General features: G+C 70.4%; 22 protein-coding genes and 1 riboswitch. Of the genes, 11 read left to right on the plus strand and 11 right to left on the minus strand.

Features of this window, described 5'->3' with window-relative positions:
• Positions 1 to 81: 81 nt before the first annotated feature.
• The 3 genes from CRP45_RS09960 to CRP45_RS09965 are packed head-to-tail and all read left to right on the plus strand — an operon-like array spanning position 82 to position 2401.
• Entirely contained in the window at positions 82 to 1311 is a 1230-nt protein-coding gene (locus CRP45_RS09960; RefSeq protein WP_097244855.1) for a CaiB/BaiF CoA transferase family protein, read from the plus strand.
• A complete protein-coding gene (locus CRP45_RS33760; RefSeq protein WP_157107863.1) occupies positions 1308 to 1475 on the plus strand; it encodes a hypothetical protein in 168 nt (55 codons plus the stop codon). Before CRP45_RS09960 ends, CRP45_RS33760 begins: the two co-directional genes overlap by 4 nt.
• The gene (locus CRP45_RS09965) at positions 1472 to 2401 is read left to right on the plus strand and encodes a beta/alpha barrel domain-containing protein (RefSeq protein WP_097244856.1); all 930 of its coding nucleotides are present in this window, start codon (positions 1472 to 1474) and stop codon (positions 2399 to 2401) included. Before CRP45_RS33760 ends, CRP45_RS09965 begins: the two co-directional genes overlap by 4 nt.
• Here CRP45_RS09965 and CRP45_RS09970 read toward each other — a convergent pair.
• Together CRP45_RS09970 and CRP45_RS09975 are read right to left on the minus strand one after the other, a co-directional pair.
• Positions 2386 to 3222, minus strand: coding sequence for a GNAT family N-acetyltransferase (locus CRP45_RS09970; protein WP_097244857.1), 837 nt, complete (start codon positions 3220 to 3222; stop codon positions 2386 to 2388). The two genes, CRP45_RS09965 and CRP45_RS09970, sit on opposite strands and share 16 nt — an antisense overlap.
• An 18-nt stretch (positions 3223 to 3240) precedes the next feature.
• The gene (locus CRP45_RS09975) at positions 3241 to 3591 is read right to left on the minus strand and encodes a hypothetical protein (protein ID WP_084483208.1); all 351 of its coding nucleotides are present in this window, start codon (positions 3589 to 3591) and stop codon (positions 3241 to 3243) included.
• A 227-nt stretch (positions 3592 to 3818) separates the two neighbouring features.
• Between CRP45_RS09975 and CRP45_RS09980 the strand changes: the two genes are divergently transcribed.
• Positions 3819 to 4310, plus strand: a complete 492-nt coding sequence (locus tag CRP45_RS09980; RefSeq protein WP_097244858.1) for a hypothetical protein — start codon at positions 3819 to 3821, stop codon at positions 4308 to 4310.
• Between the two features lie 51 nt (positions 4311 to 4361).
• Here CRP45_RS09980 and CRP45_RS09985 read toward each other — a convergent pair whose 3' ends face one another.
• Positions 4362 to 5489 (minus strand): acyl-CoA dehydrogenase family protein, encoded by a 1128-nt coding sequence (locus CRP45_RS09985; RefSeq protein ID WP_097244859.1) that lies wholly within the window; start codon positions 5487 to 5489, stop codon positions 4362 to 4364.
• Positions 5490 to 5498: 9 nt separating this feature from the next.
• Positions 5499 to 6671, minus strand: coding sequence for an acyl-CoA dehydrogenase family protein (locus tag CRP45_RS09990; RefSeq protein ID WP_097244860.1), 1173 nt, complete (start codon positions 6669 to 6671; stop codon positions 5499 to 5501).
• 232 nt (positions 6672 to 6903) lie between these two features.
• Here CRP45_RS09990 and CRP45_RS09995 point away from each other — a divergent pair, with 232 nt between their 5' ends.
• Complete coding sequence (locus tag CRP45_RS09995) at positions 6904 to 7629, plus strand: hypothetical protein (protein ID WP_097244861.1); 726 nt, start codon at positions 6904 to 6906, stop codon at positions 7627 to 7629.
• 405 nt (positions 7630 to 8034) lie between these two features.
• Here the strand turns inward: CRP45_RS09995 and CRP45_RS10000 are convergent, their stop codons facing one another.
• A complete protein-coding gene (locus CRP45_RS10000) occupies positions 8035 to 9165 on the minus strand; it encodes an epoxide hydrolase family protein (protein WP_097244862.1) in 1131 nt (376 codons plus the stop codon).
• A 63-nt stretch (positions 9166 to 9228) separates the two neighbouring features.
• Between CRP45_RS10000 and CRP45_RS10005 the strand changes: the two genes are divergently transcribed.
• Complete coding sequence (locus CRP45_RS10005) at positions 9229 to 10185, plus strand: helix-turn-helix transcriptional regulator (RefSeq protein ID WP_097244863.1); 957 nt, start codon at positions 9229 to 9231, stop codon at positions 10183 to 10185.
• Positions 10186 to 10295: 110 nt separating this feature from the next.
• Here the strand turns inward: CRP45_RS10005 and CRP45_RS10010 are convergent, their stop codons facing one another.
• The 4 genes from CRP45_RS10010 to CRP45_RS10025 form a co-directional block, all read right to left on the minus strand.
• Entirely contained in the window at positions 10296 to 12740 is a 2445-nt protein-coding gene (locus CRP45_RS10010) for an ABC transporter ATP-binding protein/permease (RefSeq protein WP_143861398.1), read from the minus strand.
• A 127-nt stretch (positions 12741 to 12867) separates the two neighbouring features.
• The gene (locus CRP45_RS10015) at positions 12868 to 13842 is read right to left on the minus strand and encodes an ABC transporter permease (protein WP_245910043.1); all 975 of its coding nucleotides are present in this window, start codon (positions 13840 to 13842) and stop codon (positions 12868 to 12870) included.
• Between the two features lie 9 nt (positions 13843 to 13851).
• Complete coding sequence (locus tag CRP45_RS10020) at positions 13852 to 15444, minus strand: ABC transporter substrate-binding protein (RefSeq protein ID WP_097244865.1); 1593 nt, start codon at positions 15442 to 15444, stop codon at positions 13852 to 13854.
• Between the two features lie 18 nt (positions 15445 to 15462).
• Positions 15463 to 15637: riboswitch (cobalamin riboswitch) on the minus strand.
• Positions 15638 to 15806: 169 nt separating this feature from the next.
• The gene (locus CRP45_RS10025; RefSeq protein ID WP_097244866.1) at positions 15807 to 16721 is read right to left on the minus strand and encodes an SMP-30/gluconolactonase/LRE family protein; all 915 of its coding nucleotides are present in this window, start codon (positions 16719 to 16721) and stop codon (positions 15807 to 15809) included.
• Between the two features lie 102 nt (positions 16722 to 16823).
• Between CRP45_RS10025 and CRP45_RS10030 the strand changes: the two genes are divergently transcribed.
• From CRP45_RS10030 to CRP45_RS10055, 5 genes are read left to right on the plus strand one after another with little or no spacing between them, the layout of a single operon-like run.
• Positions 16824 to 17546, plus strand: a complete 723-nt coding sequence (locus tag CRP45_RS10030) for an alpha/beta hydrolase (RefSeq protein ID WP_097245426.1) — start codon at positions 16824 to 16826, stop codon at positions 17544 to 17546.
• Positions 17547 to 17599: 53 nt separating this feature from the next.
• Positions 17600 to 17998, plus strand: a complete 399-nt coding sequence (locus CRP45_RS10035; protein WP_067788559.1) for a hypothetical protein — start codon at positions 17600 to 17602, stop codon at positions 17996 to 17998.
• The gene (locus tag CRP45_RS10040) at positions 17991 to 19280 is read left to right on the plus strand and encodes a WXG100 family type VII secretion target (RefSeq protein WP_097244867.1); all 1290 of its coding nucleotides are present in this window, start codon (positions 17991 to 17993) and stop codon (positions 19278 to 19280) included. Before CRP45_RS10035 ends, CRP45_RS10040 begins: the two co-directional genes overlap by 8 nt.
• Positions 19262 to 20413: an ESX secretion-associated protein EspG gene (locus CRP45_RS34530; RefSeq protein ID WP_245910044.1), complete on the plus strand. Its 1152-nt coding sequence runs from the start codon at positions 19262 to 19264 to the stop codon at positions 20411 to 20413. Before CRP45_RS10040 ends, CRP45_RS34530 begins: the two co-directional genes overlap by 19 nt.
• A 27-nt stretch (positions 20414 to 20440) precedes the next feature.
• Complete coding sequence (locus tag CRP45_RS10055; RefSeq protein ID WP_097244868.1) at positions 20441 to 20968, plus strand: gamma carbonic anhydrase family protein; 528 nt, start codon at positions 20441 to 20443, stop codon at positions 20966 to 20968.
• 151 nt (positions 20969 to 21119) lie between these two features.
• Here CRP45_RS10055 and CRP45_RS10060 read toward each other — a convergent pair whose 3' ends face one another.
• A complete protein-coding gene (locus tag CRP45_RS10060) occupies positions 21120 to 21746 on the minus strand; it encodes a phosphoribosyltransferase (protein WP_067788554.1) in 627 nt (208 codons plus the stop codon).
• An 11-nt stretch (positions 21747 to 21757) separates the two neighbouring features.
• A complete protein-coding gene (locus CRP45_RS10065; RefSeq protein WP_097244869.1) occupies positions 21758 to 22612 on the minus strand; it encodes a carbon-nitrogen hydrolase family protein in 855 nt (284 codons plus the stop codon).
• Between the last annotated feature and the right edge of the window lie 21 nt (positions 22613 to 22633).

A 22633-nucleotide genomic window follows, 5' to 3' on the forward strand; every position in this document is an offset into this window, starting at 1 on the left:
CCCCGGTCCCCGATACGCGCGCACGGCGCGAGACCGAGGGCGGGCCGAGGTCGGGAGCCCGATTAGTCCACACTATTGGCCATGAGTATTCGGCCGTTGGACGGAGTTCGCGTCCTCGAGCTCGGCAATTACATCGCGGCGCCGACCGCCGGGCGCATACTCGGCGACTTCGGCGCCGAGGTCATCAAGGTGGAACGGCCGAAGGCCGGCGACGAGTTGCGCAACTGGCGGCTCTACGGCGGCGACACCTCGATGCTGTACCGCACCGTCAACCGGAACAAGAAGTCGATCACCCTGGATCTGCGCACCGACGAGGGCCGCGCGGTGGTGCTCGACCTGGTGAAGCGCTGCGACGTGCTGCTGGAGAACTTCCGGCCGGGCATGCTGGAGAAATGGGGCCTCGGGCCCGAGGCGCTGAACGAGGCCAACCCCGACCTGGTGATCACCAGGATCTCCGCCTACGGGCAGACTGGGCCGATGTCGTCGCGGCCCGGTTTCGCCGCGGTCGCCGAGGCCGTCGGCGGCCTGCGCGAACTGGTCGGCGACCCGGACCGTCCCCCGGTCCGGGTGGGCGTCTCCATCGGTGATTCCATCGCGGGCATCTACGCCGCCTTCGGCACCGTGATGGCGCTGTTCCAGCGCGAGCGCACCAACGGCGTGCCGCTGACCGAAAGGGTGATCGACGTCGCGCTGAACGAGGCGATCCTCTCGGTGATGGAATCGCTGGTCCCCGACTACCTGGCCTACGGCATCAACCGGGAACGCGTCGGCGGGCGGATGGAAGGCATCGCGCCGAGCAACGCCTACCCCTGCCGGGACGGTTTCAGCATCATCATCGGCGGCAACGGCGACGCCATCTTCCAGCGCTACATGCGGGTGATCGGCAGGCCCGACCTGGCGGCCGATCCGGAGCTCCAGGACAACGCGGGCCGCTGGCGCCACCGCGAGCGGCTGGACGCCTCGATCGGCGAATGGACGATCAAGTACACCAGGGACGAGGCGCTGAAGATCCTGGATGACGCGGGCATTCCGTGCGGCCCGATCTACACCGCCGCCGACATTGTCGCCGACGAACAGTACAAGGCCCGCAACATGATTCAGCCCTTCCCGGTGGACGTCGGCGAACCGGAGCCGAAGACGGTCGGTTTCCCCGGCATCGTGCCGGTCATCGGCGGCGAGTCGCTTCCCATCCGCAACGTCGGCCCCGACCTGGGCGAACACACCCGCGAGGTGCTCTCGGGCCTACTCGGCATGAGCGAAGCCGAGATCGCGGCCGCGGCGGGGTATGGCGAGGGCGAGGTGCTGGCATGAGCCGCAGGCGGGGTCGGCGCAGGCCGACGGGCCGCAAGTCGTGGGAGCTGCGGGCGCCGGGACACGTGCGGCCGACGGTGCACCCGAATCCGGCGGGCGCGAACCAGAAGCCGTGGGCGGGCGTGATGTGCGTGCCGCCGCAGGCGCGGGAGGACCGGCGATGACCGACAACGTGGTGTTGCGCGATGTGACCCTGCGCGACGGCCTCCAGCTGACCGGCAAGACGCTTCCGGTGGAGCGGAAGGTCGAGATCGTGCGCCGCCTGCTCGCGCTCGGCGTGCCCGCGCTGGAGATCGGTTCCATGGCGCGGCCCGATCTGGTGCCGCCCATGGCCAACACCATGGACCTCGTCGCGGCACTGAGCCCGGAAGAGCTGGAGCGCTGCTGGGTCTGGGTGGCCACGCCGCGCCACGTCGCCAAGGCCGCGTCGGCGGGCGTGCGCAACTTCCAGTACTGCTTCTCGGTCTCCGACGCGCACAACCAGGCCAACATCGGCCGCGCCACCGAGGACAGCATGGCCGTGCTGCCGGAGGCGGTGCGCTTGGCGCACGAGGTGGGCGGCGCCATTCAGCTGTGCTTGGCGACCAGCTTCACCTGCCCGTTCGACGGCCCGGTGGATCCGGAGCGGGTGCTCGCGATCGCGAACGACCCGCGCACCGAGGGCACGGGCGACATCGTCCTCGCCGACACCCTCGGCCAAGCCCATCCGGCCCAGGTGGCCGCGCTGATCTCGGCGGTTCGCGAGCGGACTCCGCAGCGCCGCATCGTGTTCCACGGCCACGACACCTGGGGTATGGGCGTTGCCAACACGCTGGCCGCGATCGGCGCGGGTGCGGGCATGGTCGACGGTTCGCTCGGCGGACTCGGCGGCTGCCCGTTCGCGCCAGGCGCGAGCGGCAACACCTCCAGCGAGGACATCCTGTTCGCCACCCGCCCGGACTGGTTCGCCCCCGCCACCTTGGCCGCGCTCGTCGAGCTGACCGGGAGCCTGCTCACCGAGCTCGGCGAACCGAACCGCTCGCGCACCGCCGAGGGGGCGCGTTCCAAAGCGGCGGCCTTCGAATGGGTCGTCGGCTACTCGAACACGTAGTTCGCGAATTCGTGGACGGCCTCGTAGCCGATCGCGCGGTAGATCTTGTTCGAGGTGGGATTCGCCAGGTCGGCGAACAGGCAGACGTCGAGGCCGTTGCGACGCAGGGTGTGTGAGACATGCGCGGTGAGCGCGGACGCGTAACCGTGGCCGCGCTCGGCGGGCGGTGTGTAGACCGGACCGATACGGGCCAAGCCGCCCACCGGAACCTGGTGCGCGACAAGGCTCACCGGACGCCCGCCGACCTCCCACAACCACCAGCGTCCCGCCGCGACGCGTCCTCGAACGACGCTCGGGCTCGGAAACGGCGGCGGCAGAGCACTTTCGATGTGCATGGCCTCGGACCATTCGACGCACAGCGCGACATCGCGGCCCATCGCCCGGCGCGGCCCGCCCTCGACGGCCGCGGGGAAACGCAGCTCGCCGAGTCGGAAAAGCCTGGTGCGGAACAGCTCACGGCGCTCGGTCCCGCGCAGCGCGCACCAATGCTCGGCGAAGGCCTCCGCGTCGGCGACGATCCCTTCGACGCCGCTGTTGTCCGGAGCCGCGGCGGCGAACGCCTCGGCGACCGGACGCAGGCTCGGGGTGGGTAGCTCGCCGAGGTAGACCTCGCGGCCGCCGGCCCGCATGGCGACGCCGACGACCGCACCGTCCGCGGCGCGCACGGAGAGGAAGCGCGACCGCACGCCGGCCGCCTGCCGACGTTCGACGTGGTTGGCGATCCCCGTGGCGATCACGGTGTGCCGCAGCAGATCACGGCTCAGGAAGGACTCGGTCGCGGCACGGTAGGCGACCGCGTCTTCGGTGATCTCGATCCGCATTCGGCGTACGGGTCCGAATCAGTCCGCCCCGCTTCGGCTCCCGCTGTCGGCGCGGATCTTCAGCAGCACGAGCCCCGCGGTGCACGCCAGAATCAGTCCGGCGACGGTGATCTCGACGTGTAACCCCGCAATGCCGAGTACTGCCCCGACGACACCGCCGAGGAAGAACAGCCAGCCCAATGCCCGCGCCACGATCGTGGACACGGCGCCTGCGGGCGATTTCGACACTTCCTGCTTCGCAGGTTCTGCCGTTTCGGCGGTCGCGTCGGCCGCCGGTAGCGGAGAGGTCGAGTATGCTCCCATCATCTTCTCCTCGGTGACGCCGATCAGAGTGTTGCCCTCGCGCAGCTCGACCAGCGCGTCTCTCATCCTGGTATAGGCGTCTCACGCGTAACTTCGATCACATACGCTACGGCCCGTAGACGTCGTTGTGCCGCGACACGTGCCCGCGACACGCCGACGAGATCAATTCGATATCTGAATTATCAATGTTTAAAAGTGTCGCCGAGGCGCGCCGACACCGACCCGCCCGTCTGGCCCGGCCGGCACACCTGGATTATGGTGAGGCCACTCGAAACTGACGAGGAGTGTCCCGGATGGAGAGCAGCAGGGCCAAGATCGCGGGTCCGGCGATCGCAGCGGGGGCGGTCTCGGTCGGTCTGGTCCTCATCGGCTCCTGCGGGCTCGGCGGCGAGGACACCTACGTCCCGCCACCGCCGCTCAAGGACGGCCCGGCCGCCGCGGCCGTGGTCCACGACGACGGTTCCAGCGCCACGGTGCCGCGCATCGTCATTCCGCCCTCGCCGACCTGGCAGATGGCGCCCGCCGGGCCGCCGCGCAGGCCCGCCGGATACAGCACGATGACCGTTCCGCCGGAAGAACAATCGCAGATCGACGGCACCTCGTCCGAGCGCGCCACGACGCCGCGCACCGGCGCACCCGAAACGCCAAGGGAGACCGAGGAACCGACGACCACGCGGCGAACACTGTCGGCCACGACACCGCCGCCGACCGAGGACGAGGAACCGACGACCCGCCGCCCGACCGCCACACCGCGGTCGAACTCCACCGGGGAAGAAGACGAATAAGGCGGCGGCACGGGCGCCTTCGCCCGCACCGCCGCCCCGATCCCAGCGGTCTTACAGCTCCGGCAGGTCGTAGTCGCCGACCCGGGCGCTGAGCACCTTCAGGTGGTCGAGATCGCCGCCGAGCGTCCGGCCGATCGCGGTGAGCCGTGCGACGTAGTGGCCGACCGGGTACTCCGCGGTGACGCCGATGCCGCCGTGCATCTGGATGGCCTCCTGCCCGACGTGCCGTGCCGCGCGTCCGACCTGAAGGCGGGCGCGCGAGGCGACCACCGGATCGTTGGTGCCGTCGGCCAGCGACGCGGTGACGTACAGGCTCATGCTGCGCGCCAGTTCCAGCGAGACGTACATGTTCGCCGCCCGCTGGGTCAGCGTCTGGAACTTCGACAGCGTGACGCCGAACTGCTTGCGCGTCTTCAGGTATTCGGTGGTGAGCCGCAGCGACTCCTCCATCGCGCCGATGGATTCGGCGCACAGACCGGCGTGCGCGTGACCGAGCGCGATCCGCACCGCCTCGGACGCATCGGCCGTGTCGCCGAGCAGTTCGGCGCGTGCCTTGTCGAAGGTGATCTGCGCGCCGCGCTGGCCGTCGACGGTGCGGAAGGTCTTGCGGGACACTCCTTCGCCGTCGGCGGCGACCAGGAACAGCCCGACGCCGCCGCCCGGCAGCACCGCGCTGACCACCAGCTCGTCGGCGCAATCGCCGTGCGCCACCGGGTTCTTCACGCCGGTCAGCAGGTAGCCGTCGCCCTCGGCGGCTGCGCTGGTCGCGAGATCGGTGGACGGCCAGCGCACACCGGGCTCCGCGTGCGCGAAGGCGAGCAGCTTCTCGCCGGAAGCGACGTCGGGCAGGACCCGCTGCCGCTGTTCGGCGCTGCCGACCAGACCGATCAACGCACCCGGCAGCAGGACCGCGTCGAGCAGCGGCTCCGGCGCGAGGCGACGACCGATCTCCTCCAGCACGACCATGGTCTCCACCGGACCAGCGCCGACGCCGCCGTCCTCCTCGGCGAAACCGAGGCCGAGCACGCCGAGTTCGGCGAGCTGGCGCCACACGTCGCGGCTCCAGCCCAGCTCGGTGTCGGTCACCTTCAGCCGGGACTCCGGGTCGTAGTTGCGGGCCAGCACGTCGCGCACGGTGTCGCGCAGCATGACCTGTTCATCGGTGAGTTCGAATTCCATGGCCAAGCCTCACAATCCGAGGATCGTGGAGGCGATGATGGTGCGCTGCACCTCGCTCGAACCTCCGTAGATGGTTGTCTTGCGGTAGTTGAGGTAGCTGGGGCCGCTGCGCTGCGCCCAGCCGGGGGAGGCGATCTCCTCCGCGTCGACCGGAAGCGCGTCCGGTCCCGCGATGTCGAGCAGCAACTCAGTGGCGGCCTGCTGTAGCTCGGAGCCGCGCATCTTGAGCACCGAGGAGGCCGGGTTCGGCTTGCCCTCCGTGGAATTCGAGACCACCCGCAGCTGGGTGAGCTCGAGCGCGAGCAGTTCGTTCTCCAGCTCGGCGACCCGCGCCGCGAACACCGGGTCCTCCAGCAGCGAGCCGGAGCCGGACTTGATCTGGCGCGCGTAGTCCTTGGCGACGCCGAGCTTGACCTTGGTGCGGCCGACGCCGGTGATGCCGGTGCGCTCGTTGCCGAGCAGGAACTTGGCGTAGGTCCAGCCCATGTTCTCCTCGCCGACCAGCTGATCGGCGGGCACCCGCACGTTCTCGAAGAAGACCTCGTTCACCTCGTAGCCGCCGTCGATCAGCTTGATCGGGCGGATGGTGACGCCGGGGCTCTTCACGTCGAACAGCAGGAAGGAGATGCCCGCCTGCTTCTTCGGCGCGTTCGGGTCGGTGCGGACCAGGCAGAAGATCCAGTCGGCGTACTGGGCCAGCGTGGTCCAGATCTTCTGGCCGTTGACGATGTAGGAATCGCCGTCACGCACCGCGGTGGTGCGCAGCGAGGCCAGATCCGAACCGGCGTCCGGCTCCGAGAAGCCCTGGCACCACCAGATGTCGAGGGCCGCGGTCGCGGGGAGGAAGCGCTCCTTGATCTCCTGCGAGCCGAAGTGCGCGATGACCGGGCCGACCATCTGGGCGTTGAACGTCAGCGGCTCGGGCACCGAGGCCAGCTGCATCTCGTCCTGCCAGATGTGGCGCTGCATCGGCGTCCAGTCTTTGCCGCCCCACTCCACCGGCCAGTTCGGCACGGCGAGACCGTTGTCGTTGAGGATCTTGTGGGCCGTGACGATGTCTTCGCGGGAGAGCTCATGGCCGTACTTGACGCGCTCACGGATCTCCGCGGGGATCTGGGTGCGGTAGAACTGCCGCAGCTCGTCGCGGAAGGCCACCTCGTCGGGGGACAGGGATATTTTCATACGCAACTCCCGTTGTGTCTCGTACTTCCGAGTCAAACCTACCCCTCGGTAATCCGCCACTGTCGAGTGGATCACATTCGCCGTCCGGTACGCAGGAGACGTCGCCGACATCGGCCCACGGGGCCGCGCAACCCGTCGGCGACCGGGCAGATCTCGCTCGGCCCACTCGGCGGCGGTCAGGGTCGGCTGGTACGTTGCTGCCCAAGGTCGGTTCGTATTCGAGGAGAACAAGGTGAACGGCAGAACCTTCGCACGCGCGGCCGCAACTGTGACCTCCCTCGGCATCGGCGCGGTTCTGACCTTCGCCGGGCCCGCCGCCGCGGCGCCGGACGCGTCGGTCGACCAGGCCGTCGCCCACCTCACCGAGCGAGCCGGAACCGACCAGGCCGCACGCGCGGGCGTCGAGGCGCTCGGCAATTACACCAAGCTCGTCGACGTGGCCCAGCTGCGCGACATCGCGGGCAACTGGGCGCCGTTCGCCTACGCCGCGCCCACCTTCGGCTGCGGCACGCACGGCCCGATCACCACGATCATCGCGGCGGGCACCACCGAGGGCGTCAACCCGCACCAGGGCGCGACCCCGGAGCCGGGCACCCTGCGCTTCAGCGCCACCCCGTCGCACTCGGGCGCCCCGCTCACCTCCGGACTCGTCGTGGCATGGGTCAACGTCAACAACGGACGCAGCGGCCTCGACCCGCTCGACGACGTCACCGAGTTCAACCTGCCGACGCTGTCCAAGACCGTGCACAGCGGACCCGGCACTGTCATCGCGTCGATGTGGGGCATCATCGGATATCCCGGCGCGCACTGCGTGATGACGCCGACCGTGGGGACTTTCGTGGTGCCCGACGCACCACCCGCCGCACCCGCACCTGCGCCCGCTGCGCCTGCGCCCGCCGCGCCCGCGCCCGCCGCGCCTGCTCCGGCGGTTCCCGCGCCCGTCGCGCCGAATCCGTAGCCCTAGAACGCTGTTCCGCCGCGTCTGGTACCGCGTCCAGAATGGTCGGCGCGGTACCCGACCGAAGGCCCCCTTCATCCCGCCAGACCGACTAAACGTCACCTTCATTCACCCGACCTGCGCGCACCGGTGAACCGACCGGGGGTGGCCTTCGGTGGGTGGGCCGATGGATGGTGACCTTCGGTCGGTGTTGCTTGTCCAACCTCTGTGGCTCGGACACGGCCACGGTTGGCCTCAGCTGCCCCCAGCTCGGCTTCGGCGAGATCCGTCCTCCGGGAGGTGCCGAGGGGCGGACCCCCTGCGGCTCGGTCAGTGCTGAAAGACCCTGTGGCGGAACAAGGTCCGGCTAGCGCGGCCGCCCCGAGCGCGCGTCGATGAACGGCCCGCGAGGCGAGGGTCCAGCGGTCACGAGAGCTTCGCGAAGAACGCGCGGATGTCGGCGACGTGCATGTCCGGCACCTCCATGGCCACGAAGTGGTTGCCGGTGTTGCCCTCTGGCCAGTGCGCGATGTCGTTGTCCTGTTCGGCGAGTCGCCGCATGAGCGCGGAGCCGCCGCCGTAGACGCCGGTCGGGACCAGCTTCTGCCCGGTGGGCCAGACGAAGCCGTCTTTGCCGAGTCCGTCGTACATCGGCCAGGACGAGGTGCCCGCGGTGGCGGTGAACCAGTACAGGCTGACGTTGGTGAGCAGGTGGTCGCGGTCGATCGCTTCCTCGAGGTGGTCGACCAGCGGCGTGAACTCCTTGAACTTCTGCGTCTGCCAGGCAAGTAGCCCGACCGGCGAATCGTTCCACGCGTGCGCGAAAGTCTGCGGCGCGGCGCGCAACAGCGTGTGATGGTCGACGCCGCCGGTCATCCACTGCTGCATCAGATCCCATTCCGCGCGTTCCTCGGCGGTCATGGTCGGCACGTCCGCCGCGGTCGGCATACCGATGCCGCCGTCGAGGTGCACGCCGACCACCCGATCCGGCGCGGCCAGCGCCATTTCCGGTGCGACATACGCGCCGAGGTCGCCGCCTTGGACGCCGTAGCGCCGGTAGCCGAGGCGGTCCATCAGCTCCACCCACATCCGCGCCACCCGGCCGGTGGTCATCTCGTCCGTCGGCGCCGCGGAGAACGCGAAGCCCGGCACCGAGGGCACCACGACGTGGAACGCCTGCGCGGGGTCGAGGCCGTGCGCCCTCGGGTCGGCCAGCGGACCGATGGTCTTGGTGAACTCGACGAACGAATTCGGCCAGCCGTGTGTCAGCAGCAGCGGAAGCGCGTCCGGCTCCGGCGATTCGACGTGCACGAAATGCACGTCGAGACCCTCGATTTCGGTGATGAACTGCGGGAACTCGTTGAGCGCCTCCTCCTGCGCGCGCCAGTCGAAGCGGGTGCGCCAGTGCTCGGCGAGCTCGCGCAGGTAGTCGACCTGGACGCCGCGATCCGAGCCGGGCAACTGGGCCGACCAGCGGGTGCGGGCGAGCCGGTCGTTCAGGTCGTCGATCTCGGCCTGCGGGATGTCGATGCGGAAGGGGCGGATGGGGTTGGTCATGAGAACTACGCTAGAAGGCATATAGGACCATTTATGTCCTAGTTTTCTGGGATTCTGGAAATCGTGAACGACACCCCGGCTCGCCTGCTCCGGCTCCTCTCGCTGTTGCAGACCCCGCGCGAATTCTCCGGCAGCGAACTGGCCGAACGCCTCGGCGTCACCGACCGCACCGTGCGCCGCGACATCGACCGGCTGCGTGAACTCGGCTATCCCGTGCAGGCCACCATGGGCGCGACGGGCGGCTACCGATTGGTGGCGGGCGCGGCCATGCCGCCGCTGCTCGTCGACGAGGACGAAGCGGTCGCCATCGCGGTCGGGTTGCGGGCGGCGGCCGGGTCCGCGGTCGCCGGTATCGAGGAGGCGTCGGTGCGTGCGCTCGCGAAACTGGAGCAGGTCCTGCCCGCCAAGCTGCGCCGCCGCGTGCGCGTCCTCGGTGCGGCCACCACGACCCCGGCGCACGACGGGCCGACCGTCGATCCGGAGGTATTGAGCATCCTGGCCGCAGCCGTAACCAACAGGGAGCGGGCCCGTTTCGGGTACTCAGGCAGTTCACGTCGTCACGTGGAGCCGGTGGGTCTCATTCCGATCCGCCGCCGCTGGTACCTCCTCGGCCACGACCTCGATCGCGCGGACTGGCGGGTCTTCCGCGTCGATCGGATCGAACGTCCGCAACCCACCGGCGCTCGCTTCACCCCGCGTCCCCTACCCGCGGCCTCCCCCGCCGACTATGTCGCGGGCCGCCGAACCGATTGGGGGACACCGTCTTACCGCGTGCACGTCACCATCTCGGCACCAATCGAGCGCGTCGCCGGCCGCATCGGTGACGACCCGGGCGACCTCATGCCCGTCGACGAGAACACCTGCTCGCTGGCCGCCACCCGCGACGACTCCCCGGAATGGCTGGCCCACCGGCTCCTCGCCCTCGGTGTTCCATTCCGCATCCACGAATCCCCCGAACTCACCGAACAACTCCGCCACATCGCGTCCCGAATCACCTCCGCCACAACCCCATCCCCCTAACCCCTGAAAACCGACTCCCACAGACCGTTCACACGCCTCACACAGCCAGTGGCTATGTGAGGCGTACGAACGGTGTGTGCCAACACATCATCTCGAGGATGAGCCAGGGGTTAGGCGGGCGCGGAGGTCAGGTGGCTGTCGGCGATGGTCAGGACCCGGTCGGCCAGGCGCTCGATCACCTCGGGTTGGTGGCTGATGAGAAGCATGGAAAGGCCGGTGGCGCGCAGGGAATCCAGGAGATCCAGGACGGCCGTTTGGGCGCTGCTGTCCAGCGAGGCGGTGATCTCGTCGCAGACGAGGATCGTGGGGTCGGCGGCGAGGGCGCGGGCGATGGCGACGCGCTGTTGTTGACCGCCGGAGAGTTGGGACGGTCGCCGGGACAGCAGGCTCGGGTCGAGGCGCAGCGATTCGAAGAGGCGCAGTGCCTCGTTGGCGGCGGCCGCTTCATCGATACCGCGCAGCAGGCGGAGTGTGCGGCGGACCTGTCTGCCGACGGAATACGCGGGATTCAACGATGTCGCCGGGTTCTGGAAGACCAGCTGGACGGCTCGCCGCTCGTCGGTCGAGCGCCGATCAACGCCCGCGGGCAGGCGTCGGCCCGCCAGTTCGATTGCGCCCGACTCGGGTTCGCACAACCCCGCAAGTACCCGCGCCACCGTGGTCTTGCCCGCTCCGGAACGGCCGGTGAGCGCGAGGCACTCCCCCGCGCCCAACTCGAAGCCGACTCCGTCGAGGACGGGACGGCCGCGTCGGTGCCGGACCGTCAGGCCGTCGACCAGCAATGCCGGGACCCGACCGCCCCCTTCGAGTACTGGACGCCCGCGCCTGAGCGCCCCTGCCCCGCCCGGCGGGGTGCTCCGCTCGGCCCCGGGTTCTTCGACGGCCGCTGCCGCCCGCCGTTCGTCACGTGGACCGCGGTGTCCGTCGAGCACCGGAAGTCTGCTTCGGCGCTGCACCGGCAGCCCCTTGCCCCGCAGCGGGTTCGCGTCGACATCGATGATCTGCTTGTCCGGCAGCAGCGCCGGGATCGCGTCGCGGTCTGTCCCGAGGTTCGATCCGAGAGCAGGCAGCACCGGACTGGCACCGCGGTCGGGGCGGGCGAGATCTGGGGTTGCCGACGGGGCCGAGCGCAGGGGCTCGAAGCGGGTGAGGCGGCCGCCGTCGAACTCGGCGACGTCGTCGACGATCGACGCCAGAGCGGGGAGGTCGTGGGTGATGACGACGAAGGTCGTCGCGGTCTCGTGGCGGATCGCATGCAAGGTGTCGAGAAGTTCGGTGCGGGTTCGGTGGTCGAGCCCGGTCGTGGGTTCGTCGAGGACGATCAGGGCCGGGTCGCCGAGCAGCGCCATGGCGAGGAGCACCCGTTGTTGCTGGCCGCCGGAGAGTTGGTGCGGGTAGCGGCGTTGGAAGGGGCGGTCGGTGGGGAGGCCCACTCGGCGCAGGGCAGCGGCGATGTCTGGTTGGTTGGAACCAGCTCGGGCGCGGGCGATTTCGCGGATAGCGGTGCCGATGCGCAGGGCCGGGTTCAGACCCGAGGACGGGTCTTGCGGCACGTAGCCGACGGTGCGGCGGCCGGTCGCCGCGGGTGTCGCGATGACGCCCGTCGCGGACATTCCCTTCGGCAGCGCGCCGAGCACGGCCAGCGCGAAGGTCGTCTTGCCCGCACCGGATGGGCCGACGACCGCGAGTCCGCGGCCTTGCTCGACCGCGAGCGTCACATCGTCGAGCACGGCACGGCCGTGCGCGTCGCGGACGCTGAGCCCCCGCACCGCGAGGCCGTCTCCGGGCGCCCGGATGGCCGCTTCGACCCGCCGCTCGTCCCCGCCGAGCAGTCGATCCACCAGCAGGTTCACCGAGACGACCAATGCCATCACCAATCCGGCGGGCGCGAGCACCGACCACGGCGCGACCGCGAAACCCGGTCGGTTCTCCGTGATCATCAACGCCCAATCCGCGGAGGGCGGGCGCAGACCCAAGCCGAGGAACCCGCTCACCGCCACCATGGCGATGGCGCCCGAGACGCGAATTCCCGCGTCCGCCAATATGACCGAGCGCAGATTCGGCAGCACCTCCACCACCGCGAGTCGCCACCACGGCTCGCCCCTGGCGCGCGCGGCCTCCACGTATCCCTGTGCGGCGAGGTCGAGCACGGCGGTGCGCACGATCCGCGCGATCCACGGGGCCGAGGCCGCCGCGGTGGTCGCCACGATCGCCGCGGGACCCGGCCCCATCGCGGTCGCGATGACCGCGAGCAACAGGAACCACGGCACGACAACCACGGCGTCGACCGGGCGCATCACCCAGGGATCGGCGCCCCGCCGCAACCCGGCGAGCAGACCGAGCGCCAGCCCGATGACGTACGCGGTCACCAGGGCGACCGCCGCGATCGACACCAGCGGAACCCCGCCGTGCAGCAGCCGCGAGAGCACGTCGCGCCCAACCACATCGGTGCCGAACGGGTACCGCGCGGACGGGCCTTGGAACGGACGGCCCACCGGCGCGGTCGGCGAATGCGGGGCGATCAGCGGCCCGAGCGCCACAGTCGCGACGACCACCGCCAAACCAACGGCGGGCGGAATCGCACGACGCGGCAGGCGAATCACGAACGCCCGCCGGTTATCACCTCCGTCGCGGCCGATCACGACCGCGCCCCCAATATCACGACCGCACCCGCTGGACCGGTCACGACTGCCCGCCCAACACCACGTGCCGCGCCCGCGGGCTGACGGCGAGGGTGAGCAGATCGGCGATCAGATACACCACCAACCCGACGCCCGCCATCAGCATCGCGGCCGACTGGACGAACGGAAAATCGCGCGCCGAGATGGCGCGCAGCAATTCCTGGGACAATCCGGGATAGGCGAAAAGTGTTTCGACAACCGCGATTCCGCCGATCAGTCCGACGATCGATCCGGCGAGCGGATGGATCGACGCGGACACCGCGTTCGGGGCTACGTGCCTGGCCAGCAGCCGCGACGGGCCGACGCCGTTGAGCCGCGCCGTCTCGATGTACGGACTGGTCATCACGTCGGCGGTCTGTGCCCGGATCACCCGCACCGGATGTGGACTCGCGCCGAGCAGCAAGCACAGCACCGGCAGGACGAGCACTTCCGGCCGCTGCCACGCGCTCACGCCGGTCGGCAGCAGCGAGACCGCGGGCAGCAGCCGAAACGTCAAAGCGACGGTGGCGACGAGGATCACGCCGGACACGAACGACGGCAGCGACTCGGCGACCAGGGTCACGGCACTGACGGCTCGGTCCAGCCGCGACCCCGCCCGCGCACCCGCCGCGAGACCGAGACACAGCACGATCGGCACCAGCAGCGCCGTCGTCACCACGGCCAAGACCGCGCTGTTGCCGAGCCGATCAAGCAGGACCTCGCCGACCGGACGTCCCGAAACCAGCGAGGTTCCGAGGTCGCCGCGCAGGAAATCGCCCGCCCAGTCCAGGAATCGAACCGGAGCCGGACGATCGAGGCCGAGTTCGGCGCGGACGGCGGCGAGCTGTTCCGGCGAGGGATCGCGGCCGCCGTCACGGCTCAGCGCGACGGCGGCCGCGTCCGAGTCGAGCGCCTCGAACAGTCCGAACACCACCAGCGCGACGACGAACAGCACCCCGATGCCGCCGCCGATCCGGCGCAGCAGATAACGGGTCACGACCGCCGCCTAGGACGCCAGCCAGGTCGTGGCGAAGTTCGCCCAATCGTCCGTGCCAGGCACGCCGTCGCGGACGCCCCGCACCCGTTTACGGGCGGCGTCCGGCCGCTTCGCGAAGCTGTGCAGGATGTAGCCGCCTTCGTTCCAGAGTTCTTCCTGGAGTTCGAAGTACAGCTGGCGACGCCGCTGCTCGTTCATCTCCGCACGGGCCGCGGCGAACTTGGCGTCCCACGCCGGGCGACGCCAACCGGTGCCGTTGCTCGGCGAAGCACTGGTCATGGTCTGGCCGTAGAAGTAGTCCAAACTGTAGTTCCACCAACCGATATGGGTCAGCGGCTGCTTGCCCGACACCCGGGAGAAGTAGGTGTCGGCGGGGACCGTCTCCAGCCGGATCGTGATACCGGCGGCCTTGGCGTGCTCGGCGAAAAGCGTTGCGGATTCGACCATCCCGGGAATGGCGTCGGCGGTCTGCAAGGTGACGGTCAGGTTGTGCTTGCCCGCCTCCTTCAGCAGCTGCCTGGCCCGCTCGGGGTCGTAGGTCCGCTGCGGCAGGCTGTCGTTGTAGAAAGGCGCGCCCTTGCCGTAGATGTCGTTGCCGACCTCGCCGTAGCCGTAGTACACCGAGTCGACCATGGCCTGTCGATCGACAGCCAACCGCATCGCCTGGCGGACCCGCACGTCATCGAAAGGCGGTTCGTCGACGCGCATTTGGAAGGCGCCCATCAGTCCGGCCGGTGGGGTGACGACGTAGGCGTCCGGATCGCTGTCCAGCGAACGCGCCTGTAGGTACGACATCTCCTGCACCAGATCCACTTCGCCGGAGAGGAAGGCGTTCATCCGCGCCTCGGTCTCGGCGATCTGGATGATCTCGACCTCGTCCAGGTGTACCGGACCGTCCCAATATTTCTCGTTGCGCCGCAACACCGTTCGGTCGCCCGGCGACCACGAGTGCAGCGCGAACGGGCCGGTGCCGACCGGGAGAGTCCGCTCGTCGAACACCGTGCTGCCGTCCTTGACGACGTAGCAGTACCACCCCGCGAGCACCGAGCCGAAGTCCGCGATCGGCGTCTTCATCGCGACGACGACGCCGAGCTCACCGTCGGCCCTGGTGCGGGCCATGTCGACCACCGCGAGGTCGCCCGAGGACGGCTTTGCCGGGTCGAGCATGCGCTCGAAGCTCCACAGCACATCCCGGGCGGTCAGCGGCGTGCCGTCGCTGAAGACCACGCCGGGGCGCAGGGTGATCCGCCATTCGCTGCCGTCCGCGTTGGGTTCCAGCGACTGCGCGAGCCGGTACCGCAGGGTCAGGTCGTTGTTGTAGGCGACCAGCTTGTCCCACACGTTCTTGGAGACCGCGCCGCCCGCGGAACTGCCCGCCCGGTGCGGGTCGAGCACGTCGACGCTCGCGGCACGCCCGGCGATCGCGGAGCGCAACCGGCCACCCGCGCGCGGCGGACCCTCCGGCGCTCCGGTCGATCCGTCGGTCCCGCAACCGGTGAGCACACCGATGCCGCCGAGCGCGACGAGGCCGGCAGCCCCGGCCCCGCGCAGCAATAACTCCCGGCGGCCCAGCGGCCGTCGAGATCCTGTGGAGTTGTCCATGCCATCCTCGTGGAGAGTCGTCCCGATGCATCCGACGCGGGTGTCCTGGCTCCCGGATCGACGCGCACCACCGGCCTTCCAACCCGGGCAGGTCGTGGCCATGAATCGGCGGATTGCTCCTCGGTGACAGTTGCGGGACAGCCCCGGATTCGCACCGGTGTTCCCCGCGTCGACGTTGGACGATACCGGCAGGCGCAGACGTGCGGGTTCCCCAACCACCGCGGCTGACCGTATGACGGGAGAGAAATGGCGGCTATCTGGGCGTGTCGCACAGCCATTCGACTCCCGTCGAATCCATTTCTCTATCGAGGGCCGAGAAATGGTGGTCGAGCGGGATCACTGCGAGCCGAGGCGGGGGTGTGTTAGGGGGCGAGCTGGATGCGTAGGACCGCGCCGCGTTCGGTGCCCGCGAGGAGTTCGCCGGGGCGGCCCGGTACGGCGACGAGCGACGTCATCGGTTCGGCCGAGAGGATGCGGCAGGGCTGGCCGTTCGGATCGATCCGGACGAGCTGGCCGGACAGCGCGGTCACGTAGACCGCGCCCGCATCGTCCACCAGCAAGTCGTCGGCGAAGTCGGGGACGCCGGGAAGCGCGGACGTGAGATCGGTGAGAACGGTGCGACGGTCCGGTTCGGTGACCGGGAAGCGCAGGACCCGTCCGAGCGGACCGCCGTTGGAGGTCAGGTACACCGTGCCGTCGTGCACGGCGATGCCGTTGGCGTTCAGCCTTGCCCGCTCGGTCCAGCCCGTGTCGACGACGCCGTCGCGGCCGATGCGGATCACGCCGGTCGCGGAGGCGACGTAGAGCGTGCCGTCGGCGTCGAAGGCCGCGCCGTTGGGCATGGTGAATCCGGACGCGAAGATCTCCGGGCGCGGTGCGTCGGCGGCCGGGTCGAAACGGACGACGCCACCGGGGCGAACGACGCTGGTCGGCGCGTCGCCGTAGACGGCGTACATCAGCCCGTCCGGTCCGAGCCGGACCGCGCCGGGAAACTCCACCGGGACCGTGGCCGTCAGCCGTCCCGCGTCGTCGTAGCGCTGCACCTCGTTGCGGTACAGCCGGGAAACCCACAGGTTGCCCTGCCCGTCGTAGGCCAGGTTCTCCGACCAGTCCAGCACCGGGACGGCGGCGGGCAGTGCGGTCGCCGACGTCGCGGGCGCGCAAGCGGGGGCTGGTTCCGCGGTCGCGTGCGGCGCGGCGGCTCCGGCGCAGGCCAGGGCGACGGCGAGCGCGGGAACGGCGCGGCGCAGGAGCGCGGGCAACTCGACGACGGACACCTGGGACCTCCTGATCGGCACCGCGAACGCGCGCAGTGTAACCGCCTGCTCACCGGGATGGTGAAGTCCCCTGAAATGCAGAAGGTTTGGCACTATCAGTGCATGCTCTACTTCGACGGCACGCGCGGCAGGCTGCACTATCGGCGCTGGACGGTCGACCACCCCGCGGCGGTGGCGATACTACTGCCCGGTATCGGCCAGCACAGCGGCCACTACCACCGGTTCGCCCGGTACCTACGGTCGATCGACGTCGAGGTGTGGGGACTGGACACCGCGGGCCACGGCCTCAGCGAAGGCGATCCCGCGCATCCCGGCACCCTCGCCGAGCTGGTCGCGGACGCGACCCGACTGGTGGATCTGGCGCGTGTCGAACTGCCGGACACGCCGTTGGTGTTGATGGGGCATTCGCTCGGTGCGGTCACCGTGCTCGGCATGCTCGGCGCCGCGGTACCGGACGCGAGCACGGCCACCGACCTCAATGCCGTCGAGGCGAACTTCCCGACCGTCCCGAGCATCGACCCTGGCACGCTGTCCGGTCTGGTGCTCTCGGCTGTTCCGCGCCGCGCACTCGGCAGCGGCCTGCCCGGCGCTCCCGGCACCCCGCTTCCGTCCGATCTTCCGATCCTGGCGGTGCACGGGACGGAGGACCGTCGCGCGCCGATCGATGCGATGCGGGTCTGGACTGCACGCCACGAATGGGTAGATTTACGCGAGTACGCCGACGCCGGGCACGATCTGCTGCACGAGCCGGTGCGCGCGCGGGTCGGCGTCGACATCGCGGACTGGATGCAGGGCGTCGTCGTGGGGTTGGCACGGCACGCGTGAACCGAGTACGGCCGCACGACGCGGCACGATGAGGAGACAAGGGGGACGGGGCGGTGCAACCACAGGACAGCGCGGTGCCGCAGGTCACGGCACTGAATCAAGCGGTCGACGAGGGCAGGCTCTGGATCGACGGCGTGCTGGTCGCCGACGGCGCGCACGAGCGGTGCGCACGACGCTACGAGCAGCTCGCCGACGAGGTCGAAGCGCAGATCGGAGTGCTGAGCGCGGCCGTATCGCTGCCCGGCTTCGGCGGTTTCGCTTCCGGTGACGCACTCCGGCGCGGTTTCGAGGACAAGGCCGAGGGCGCGATCGCGCGGCTGCGCGACTACGCCGACTCGGCGCGGGCGCTCGCCCAGACCTTCCGCGCCGCGGCGACGGCCTACACCGAGGCCGACACCGAACTCGCGGCCGCGGTGGCCAGGGTGGACGCGACGGGAGCCGCGCATGCGTGAGATTCCGTACCAGACCGAACGCGCGCCGCACACCCGCGTCGATCCGGCCTACGCGCCGAGCGTTGAGGTCTTCGACAACCTGACCCACCAGGAGATCCACGGCAAGGTGCAGCTGCTCGACCCGGCGGTGCTCAACGCCGGTCAGCAGGCTTGGCAGACCTCGGCGACCGGCCTGACCGAGTCGGTCGCGCAGGCGCACAACGAGATTCGCTCCACCATCGCCGACGGCTGGCGCGGCGGCGCGGCGCAGACCGCCGCCGACGCGGTGCGTGATTTCGAACAGCGCGGCCAGCAGCTCGCCGATGTGATGGCGGCGGTGGCGCAGCGGCTCGGCCAGGCGGGCGATGCCGCCGAGACGCTGCGGTCCGCGGTCGGTTCGCCGTCCGGCGCCGAGCCGGATCTCGCTGCGGCACTGCTCGATCCGAATCAGGCGACCGGCAACATCGCCACCCAGAAGACCACCGAGCACGACCGCCAAGACGTCGTGCAGGCCATGGACACCATCTACGCCAACGCGTTTCTGCAAAGCGGTTCGGGGGTTCCGGCATTCCCGGACGACGCGCCGATCGTCCCGACGGGCAGTACCCCGGGCGGCAGCGCGCCGGGCGCCGCGCTGGGCGCTCCGGTGAGTACGGTGGATGTCCCTGGAGCCCAATCTGTTTCGACGCTCACGTCGGTGCCGGTCGCGGAACCGGCGCGGGAGACCGAACCCGAACCCGAACCGGAGCAGGCCCCGGCCACCGACACGACACCCGCGACGGTGACCCCCGCGTCCGCCGGACCGCTCACCGCCCCGCCCGCCACCGACACGACGCCCGCCGCGGCCAAGCCCGTCACCGTCGCGACCGACGCGCCCACCGTCGCCGCCGCGGCAGCGACGCCGGATCGCGCACCGCGCCAAGGTCTTTCGGCGCCGGTGGTCGCGGCCTCCGCCGCGCTGCCCGGCGCGACCATGCCAGGCGGCGGCACGACGGCCGCCGAGGACGAGCGCAAGCGCGAGGAACGGCGCAGGGACGCCAACAGCGAGGCCGTCACCGGTATGGGCGCCGGCGCCGTCGGCGGGCTCATGGGCGGCGCGCTCGCCGCGGCCGACACCACCCGGCACGGTTCCAGCGTCGCGTCCAAGGCCGCGGCCGCCCGCGCCGAGGAGGAGGACGACGAGCTGCACTGGATCGACGACGAGCTGACCTTCCTCGAACCCGCGGACGAAACGGGCGAGCTGATCGGCGAACTCGATCCGACCACACCACCGGTCGTCGGCGAATGGACCGAGCTGGAGTGAACTGGACGCTGACACCGGACCAGTTCGCCATGGCCTGGGAACGCACCGACGGTGACCGTATCCCGTACCCGCTGGCCGTCCGGCTCTCGGCGCGCGATTCGGTGGAGCGGGCGGCCCAACTGCCCGCCCTGCACGCGTGGTGCGAGCGGACGCTGGACGCCGATCTGGAAGCCGCGCTGCGGTTGCTGACCCGGCCGACGGTGCGCATCGAGGTATTCGGCGAGCACCGACCGACCAACCGCGCCGCCGCCCCGGACGGCGAACAACTCACGGACACCGCCGAATTCGCCATCGGTATGTCAGCGGGACCGTCGACGGATGCCTACTCCGATTTCGCGAGTGACTCCGCCTCGGGGCGCCATGGCGGTGCCGGGTCCGGTGGCTCCTCGGCGGAGTTCGCCGGTACCTCCGGCGCCGAGTTCGGCAGTACCACCGACGCCAGGTTCGGCGGCTCCATGGGCGCGGGGTTCGATGGCCGTTCCGGCACCGGGTCCTACCGCCCCTCCGACGCAGAGTTCGGTGGCCCTTTCGGCATCGGGTCGAATGGCCCCTCCCACACCGGTTCCGACCGCACCTCCGGCGCTGGGTTCGACCACACCTCCGGCGCACCGGCCATCGGCGCCGTGCGACCCGTGCGCGTCCTCGGCGTCGCCTCGGGCAACGTCGCCGTCGTCGCCGCGCAACGCCCGGGGCCGACGCCCGACCGCGGCGGTGACATCCGGCTGTTCGTCGGCAGCCCGAAAAGCCTTCCCGCCCGGGTGATCTCGATGCTCCCGGAGAATCCGCCCGGCACCGCCGCCCGGCTCAGTTCACCACTGTCGCGGGTCAAGGAGGACAGCCGCGATCTGGTGACCGTTCCGGTCTCGGGTCCGTCCGCGCCCGCGCGGATTCGCCGCCTGCTCGCCAGCCCGCGGGACGGCATCGGCCAGATCGTGGTGTCGGTGCGCCGCGACGAAGAGCTGAAGCCGTTCGGGGTGCTGTGCTGGATCGACGTCGCCGAGGACGGTCGTTACGCGGTCCGCACCGGCGCCGACGTGCACATTGCGCCGGTGAACGCGGAGACCTTCGCCGCCCACCTGCGCCCGATGCTGGCCGCCGCCGAGAAGACCACCGCGCGATCCGAGCGGTGGTAGCGGCACGGCGCTGGTAGACCTGTAGCCGTGCCACTCTACGAATTCGAAGGCAAGCGGCCGCAGGTCGATCCGACCGCGTTCGTCGCGCCGACCGCGACGCTGATCGGTGACGTGCGGGTCGAGGCGGGCGCCTCGATCTGGTACGGCGCGGTGCTGCGCGCCGACCTCGCCCCGATCACCATCCGGGAACGCGCCAACATCCAGGACAACGCCGTGCTGCACGTTCCGCCGGACGTGCCGATGGAGATCGGTCCCGGCGCGACCATCGCGCACAGCGTGGTCTTCCACGGCGCGTCCGTCGGCGCGGAGGCGATCGTCGGCAACGGCACCACGGTGCTCGACCTCGCCAAGATCGGCGCGGGCAGCATGATCGCCGCGCATTCGCTGGTGGCGCCGGGCACCGAGATTCCCGACGGCGTGCTCGCGGCCGGTTCCCCCGCGGAGGTGAAGCGCCCGATCGAGGGCACCCAGGCGCAGATGTGGGTGCAGCTGAACCCGGGGTTCTACGCCGAACTCGCGCAGCGGCACCGCAAGGGCATCAGCGAAGTCGGCTGATCGGTTCCGCGACTCGACTCAGTTCGAACAACAGGACGACCCAGCCCAGCGCAAGGCCTCCGCTCGGTCCGACGACCCGGCCCAGTCCGAACAACCAGGCTCGGTTCGACGACTCGGACCAGCGCGAGGACTCCGCTCGGTCCGACCAGGCTCAGTTGTTCAGCAGATCGGTGACCTCGTGGTCGGCGAGCTGGTGGAAGTCCCGATAGGCGACCCCGACGCCGCCGAGGCTGCGCGGCACCAGCGGACACACCACCTCGTCGGCCTCGGCCTCCACCCGGCGGATCGCCTCGATGGACGACACCGGCACGCCGACGACGACGCGCGTCGGCTGGTGCAGGCGCGCGACCCGGCAGGCGACCACCACGGTCGCGCCGGTCGCCATCCCGTCGTCGACGATCACCACGGTCCGCCCGGCGATCGGCACCGGTTTCGCGTCGCCGCGCAGCACCTCCCTGCGCCGCTCCAGTTCCTCGCGCTCGGCCTCCTCGATGGCCGCGAGCCTGCGCTGGGTGACGCCGGTGTGCGCGAGCACGTCCGAGTTGAGCACCCGGACCCCGTCCTCGCCGATGGCGCCCATGGCCAGCTCCGGCTGCCACGGCACACCGAGCTTGCGCACCAGCAGGATGTCCAGATCGCCCCCGATGATCTCGCGCACCGCCGCGGCGACCGGGACACCGCCGCGGGGCAGACCGAGCACCAGCGGCTTCGACGCGCGCAGGTGTTCGAGCTGGGCACCCAGCGCGCGACCGGCGGCGGTCCGATCGGCGTAGATCATCGATTCGAACGCTACTCCGGTGCGCGCTCGGTGATCGCGAATCGGCGCAACGCCAGGCTCGGGTTGGCGGTCCGCACCGTCGCCAGGTGCGCGAGGTCTATGTCCGCGGTGAGCACGCCGGGTTCGTCGCCGAGTTCGGCGAGCACGCTGCCGGTCGGATCGACGATCATCGACGCGCCCGCGCCGCGCGGCGCGCACTGGTCGGCGGCAAGCACGTACACCGTGTTCTCGATGGCTCTTGCCCGCAGCAGCGTCGTCCACTGGTCCACCTTGGCGGGGCCGGGGATCCACTGCGCGGGCAATACCAGCGCCTGTGCGCCCGCGGCGGCGATGCGCCGGAAGCCCTCGGGGAAGCGCAGATCGAAGCAGGTCTGCACGCCGAAGCGCACGCCGTCGACCGCGAAGATCGGCGGCTCCTCGATCGCGCCTGGCTCGACCACGTTCGATTCCAGATAGCCGAAGGCGTCGTAGAGGTGCACCTTCCGATAACGCGTGACGAGTTCGCCGTCGGGCCCGAACACCAGCAGGGTGTTACGGATGCGGTCCGCGCCGGGAGCCACCTGCTCGACCATGCCCGCCACCAGATACACCGCGAATTCCCTGGCGATCGCGCCGAGCGCGGTGGCGAACGGGCCGGTCAGCGGCTCGGCCACGGCCACGACCCGTTCGTCGAGCCGGGTCACGGCAAACATCGAGTATTCGGGCGCGACCACCAACCGGGCGCCCCTGCTCGCGGCGGTCCCGACGTGCTCGCGCAGCGCGGCGAGGTTGGCCGCGGGGTCCTTTCCCGGGGCGAACTGGACGACCGCGACCTCCACGGAAGCAGCGGGCTGATCCTGATGTTCGGGCGCGTCGTTCAGTTGCATAGGTCTCACCGTATTGGCCCG

The sequence above is a fragment of the Nocardia amikacinitolerans genome (assembly GCF_900215415.1).
GTDB classification, from domain to species: Bacteria; Actinomycetota; Actinomycetes; order Mycobacteriales; family Mycobacteriaceae; genus Nocardia; species Nocardia amikacinitolerans.

Excerpts from the sequence above, each read along its gene's own strand:
- CRP45_RS10020 (WP_097244865.1), bottom strand. The coding sequence starts at position 15,444 with ATGGACAACTCCACAGGATCTCGACGGCCGCTGGGCCGCCGGGAGTTA.
- CRP45_RS33760 (WP_157107863.1), top strand. The coding sequence starts at position 1,308 with ATGAGCCGCAGGCGGGGTCGGCGCAGGCCGACGGGCCGCAAGTCGTGG.
- CRP45_RS10000 (WP_097244862.1), bottom strand. The coding sequence starts at position 9,165 with ATGACCAACCCCATCCGCCCCTTCCGCATCGACATCCCGCAGGCCGAG.
- CRP45_RS10060 (WP_067788554.1), bottom strand. The coding sequence starts at position 21,746 with ATGATCTACGCCGATCGGACCGCCGCCGGTCGCGCGCTGGGTGCCCAG.
- CRP45_RS09960 (WP_097244855.1), top strand. The coding sequence starts at position 82 with ATGAGTATTCGGCCGTTGGACGGAGTTCGCGTCCTCGAGCTCGGCAAT.
- CRP45_RS09965 (WP_097244856.1), top strand. The coding sequence starts at position 1,472 with ATGACCGACAACGTGGTGTTGCGCGATGTGACCCTGCGCGACGGCCTC.
- CRP45_RS09980 (WP_097244858.1), top strand. The coding sequence starts at position 3,819 with ATGGAGAGCAGCAGGGCCAAGATCGCGGGTCCGGCGATCGCAGCGGGG.
- CRP45_RS10030 (WP_097245426.1), top strand. The coding sequence starts at position 16,824 with ATGCTCTACTTCGACGGCACGCGCGGCAGGCTGCACTATCGGCGCTGG.
- CRP45_RS10065 (WP_097244869.1), bottom strand. The coding sequence starts at position 22,612 with ATGCAACTGAACGACGCGCCCGAACATCAGGATCAGCCCGCTGCTTCC.
- CRP45_RS09975 (WP_084483208.1), bottom strand. The coding sequence starts at position 3,591 with ATGAGAGACGCGCTGGTCGAGCTGCGCGAGGGCAACACTCTGATCGGC.
- CRP45_RS34530 (WP_245910044.1), top strand. The coding sequence starts at position 19,262 with ATGGACCGAGCTGGAGTGAACTGGACGCTGACACCGGACCAGTTCGCC.
- CRP45_RS09970 (WP_097244857.1), bottom strand. The coding sequence starts at position 3,222 with ATGCGGATCGAGATCACCGAAGACGCGGTCGCCTACCGTGCCGCGACC.
- CRP45_RS09985 (WP_097244859.1), bottom strand. The coding sequence starts at position 5,489 with ATGGAATTCGAACTCACCGATGAACAGGTCATGCTGCGCGACACCGTG.
- CRP45_RS09990 (WP_097244860.1), bottom strand. The coding sequence starts at position 6,671 with ATGAAAATATCCCTGTCCCCCGACGAGGTGGCCTTCCGCGACGAGCTG.
- CRP45_RS10040 (WP_097244867.1), top strand. The coding sequence starts at position 17,991 with ATGCGTGAGATTCCGTACCAGACCGAACGCGCGCCGCACACCCGCGTC.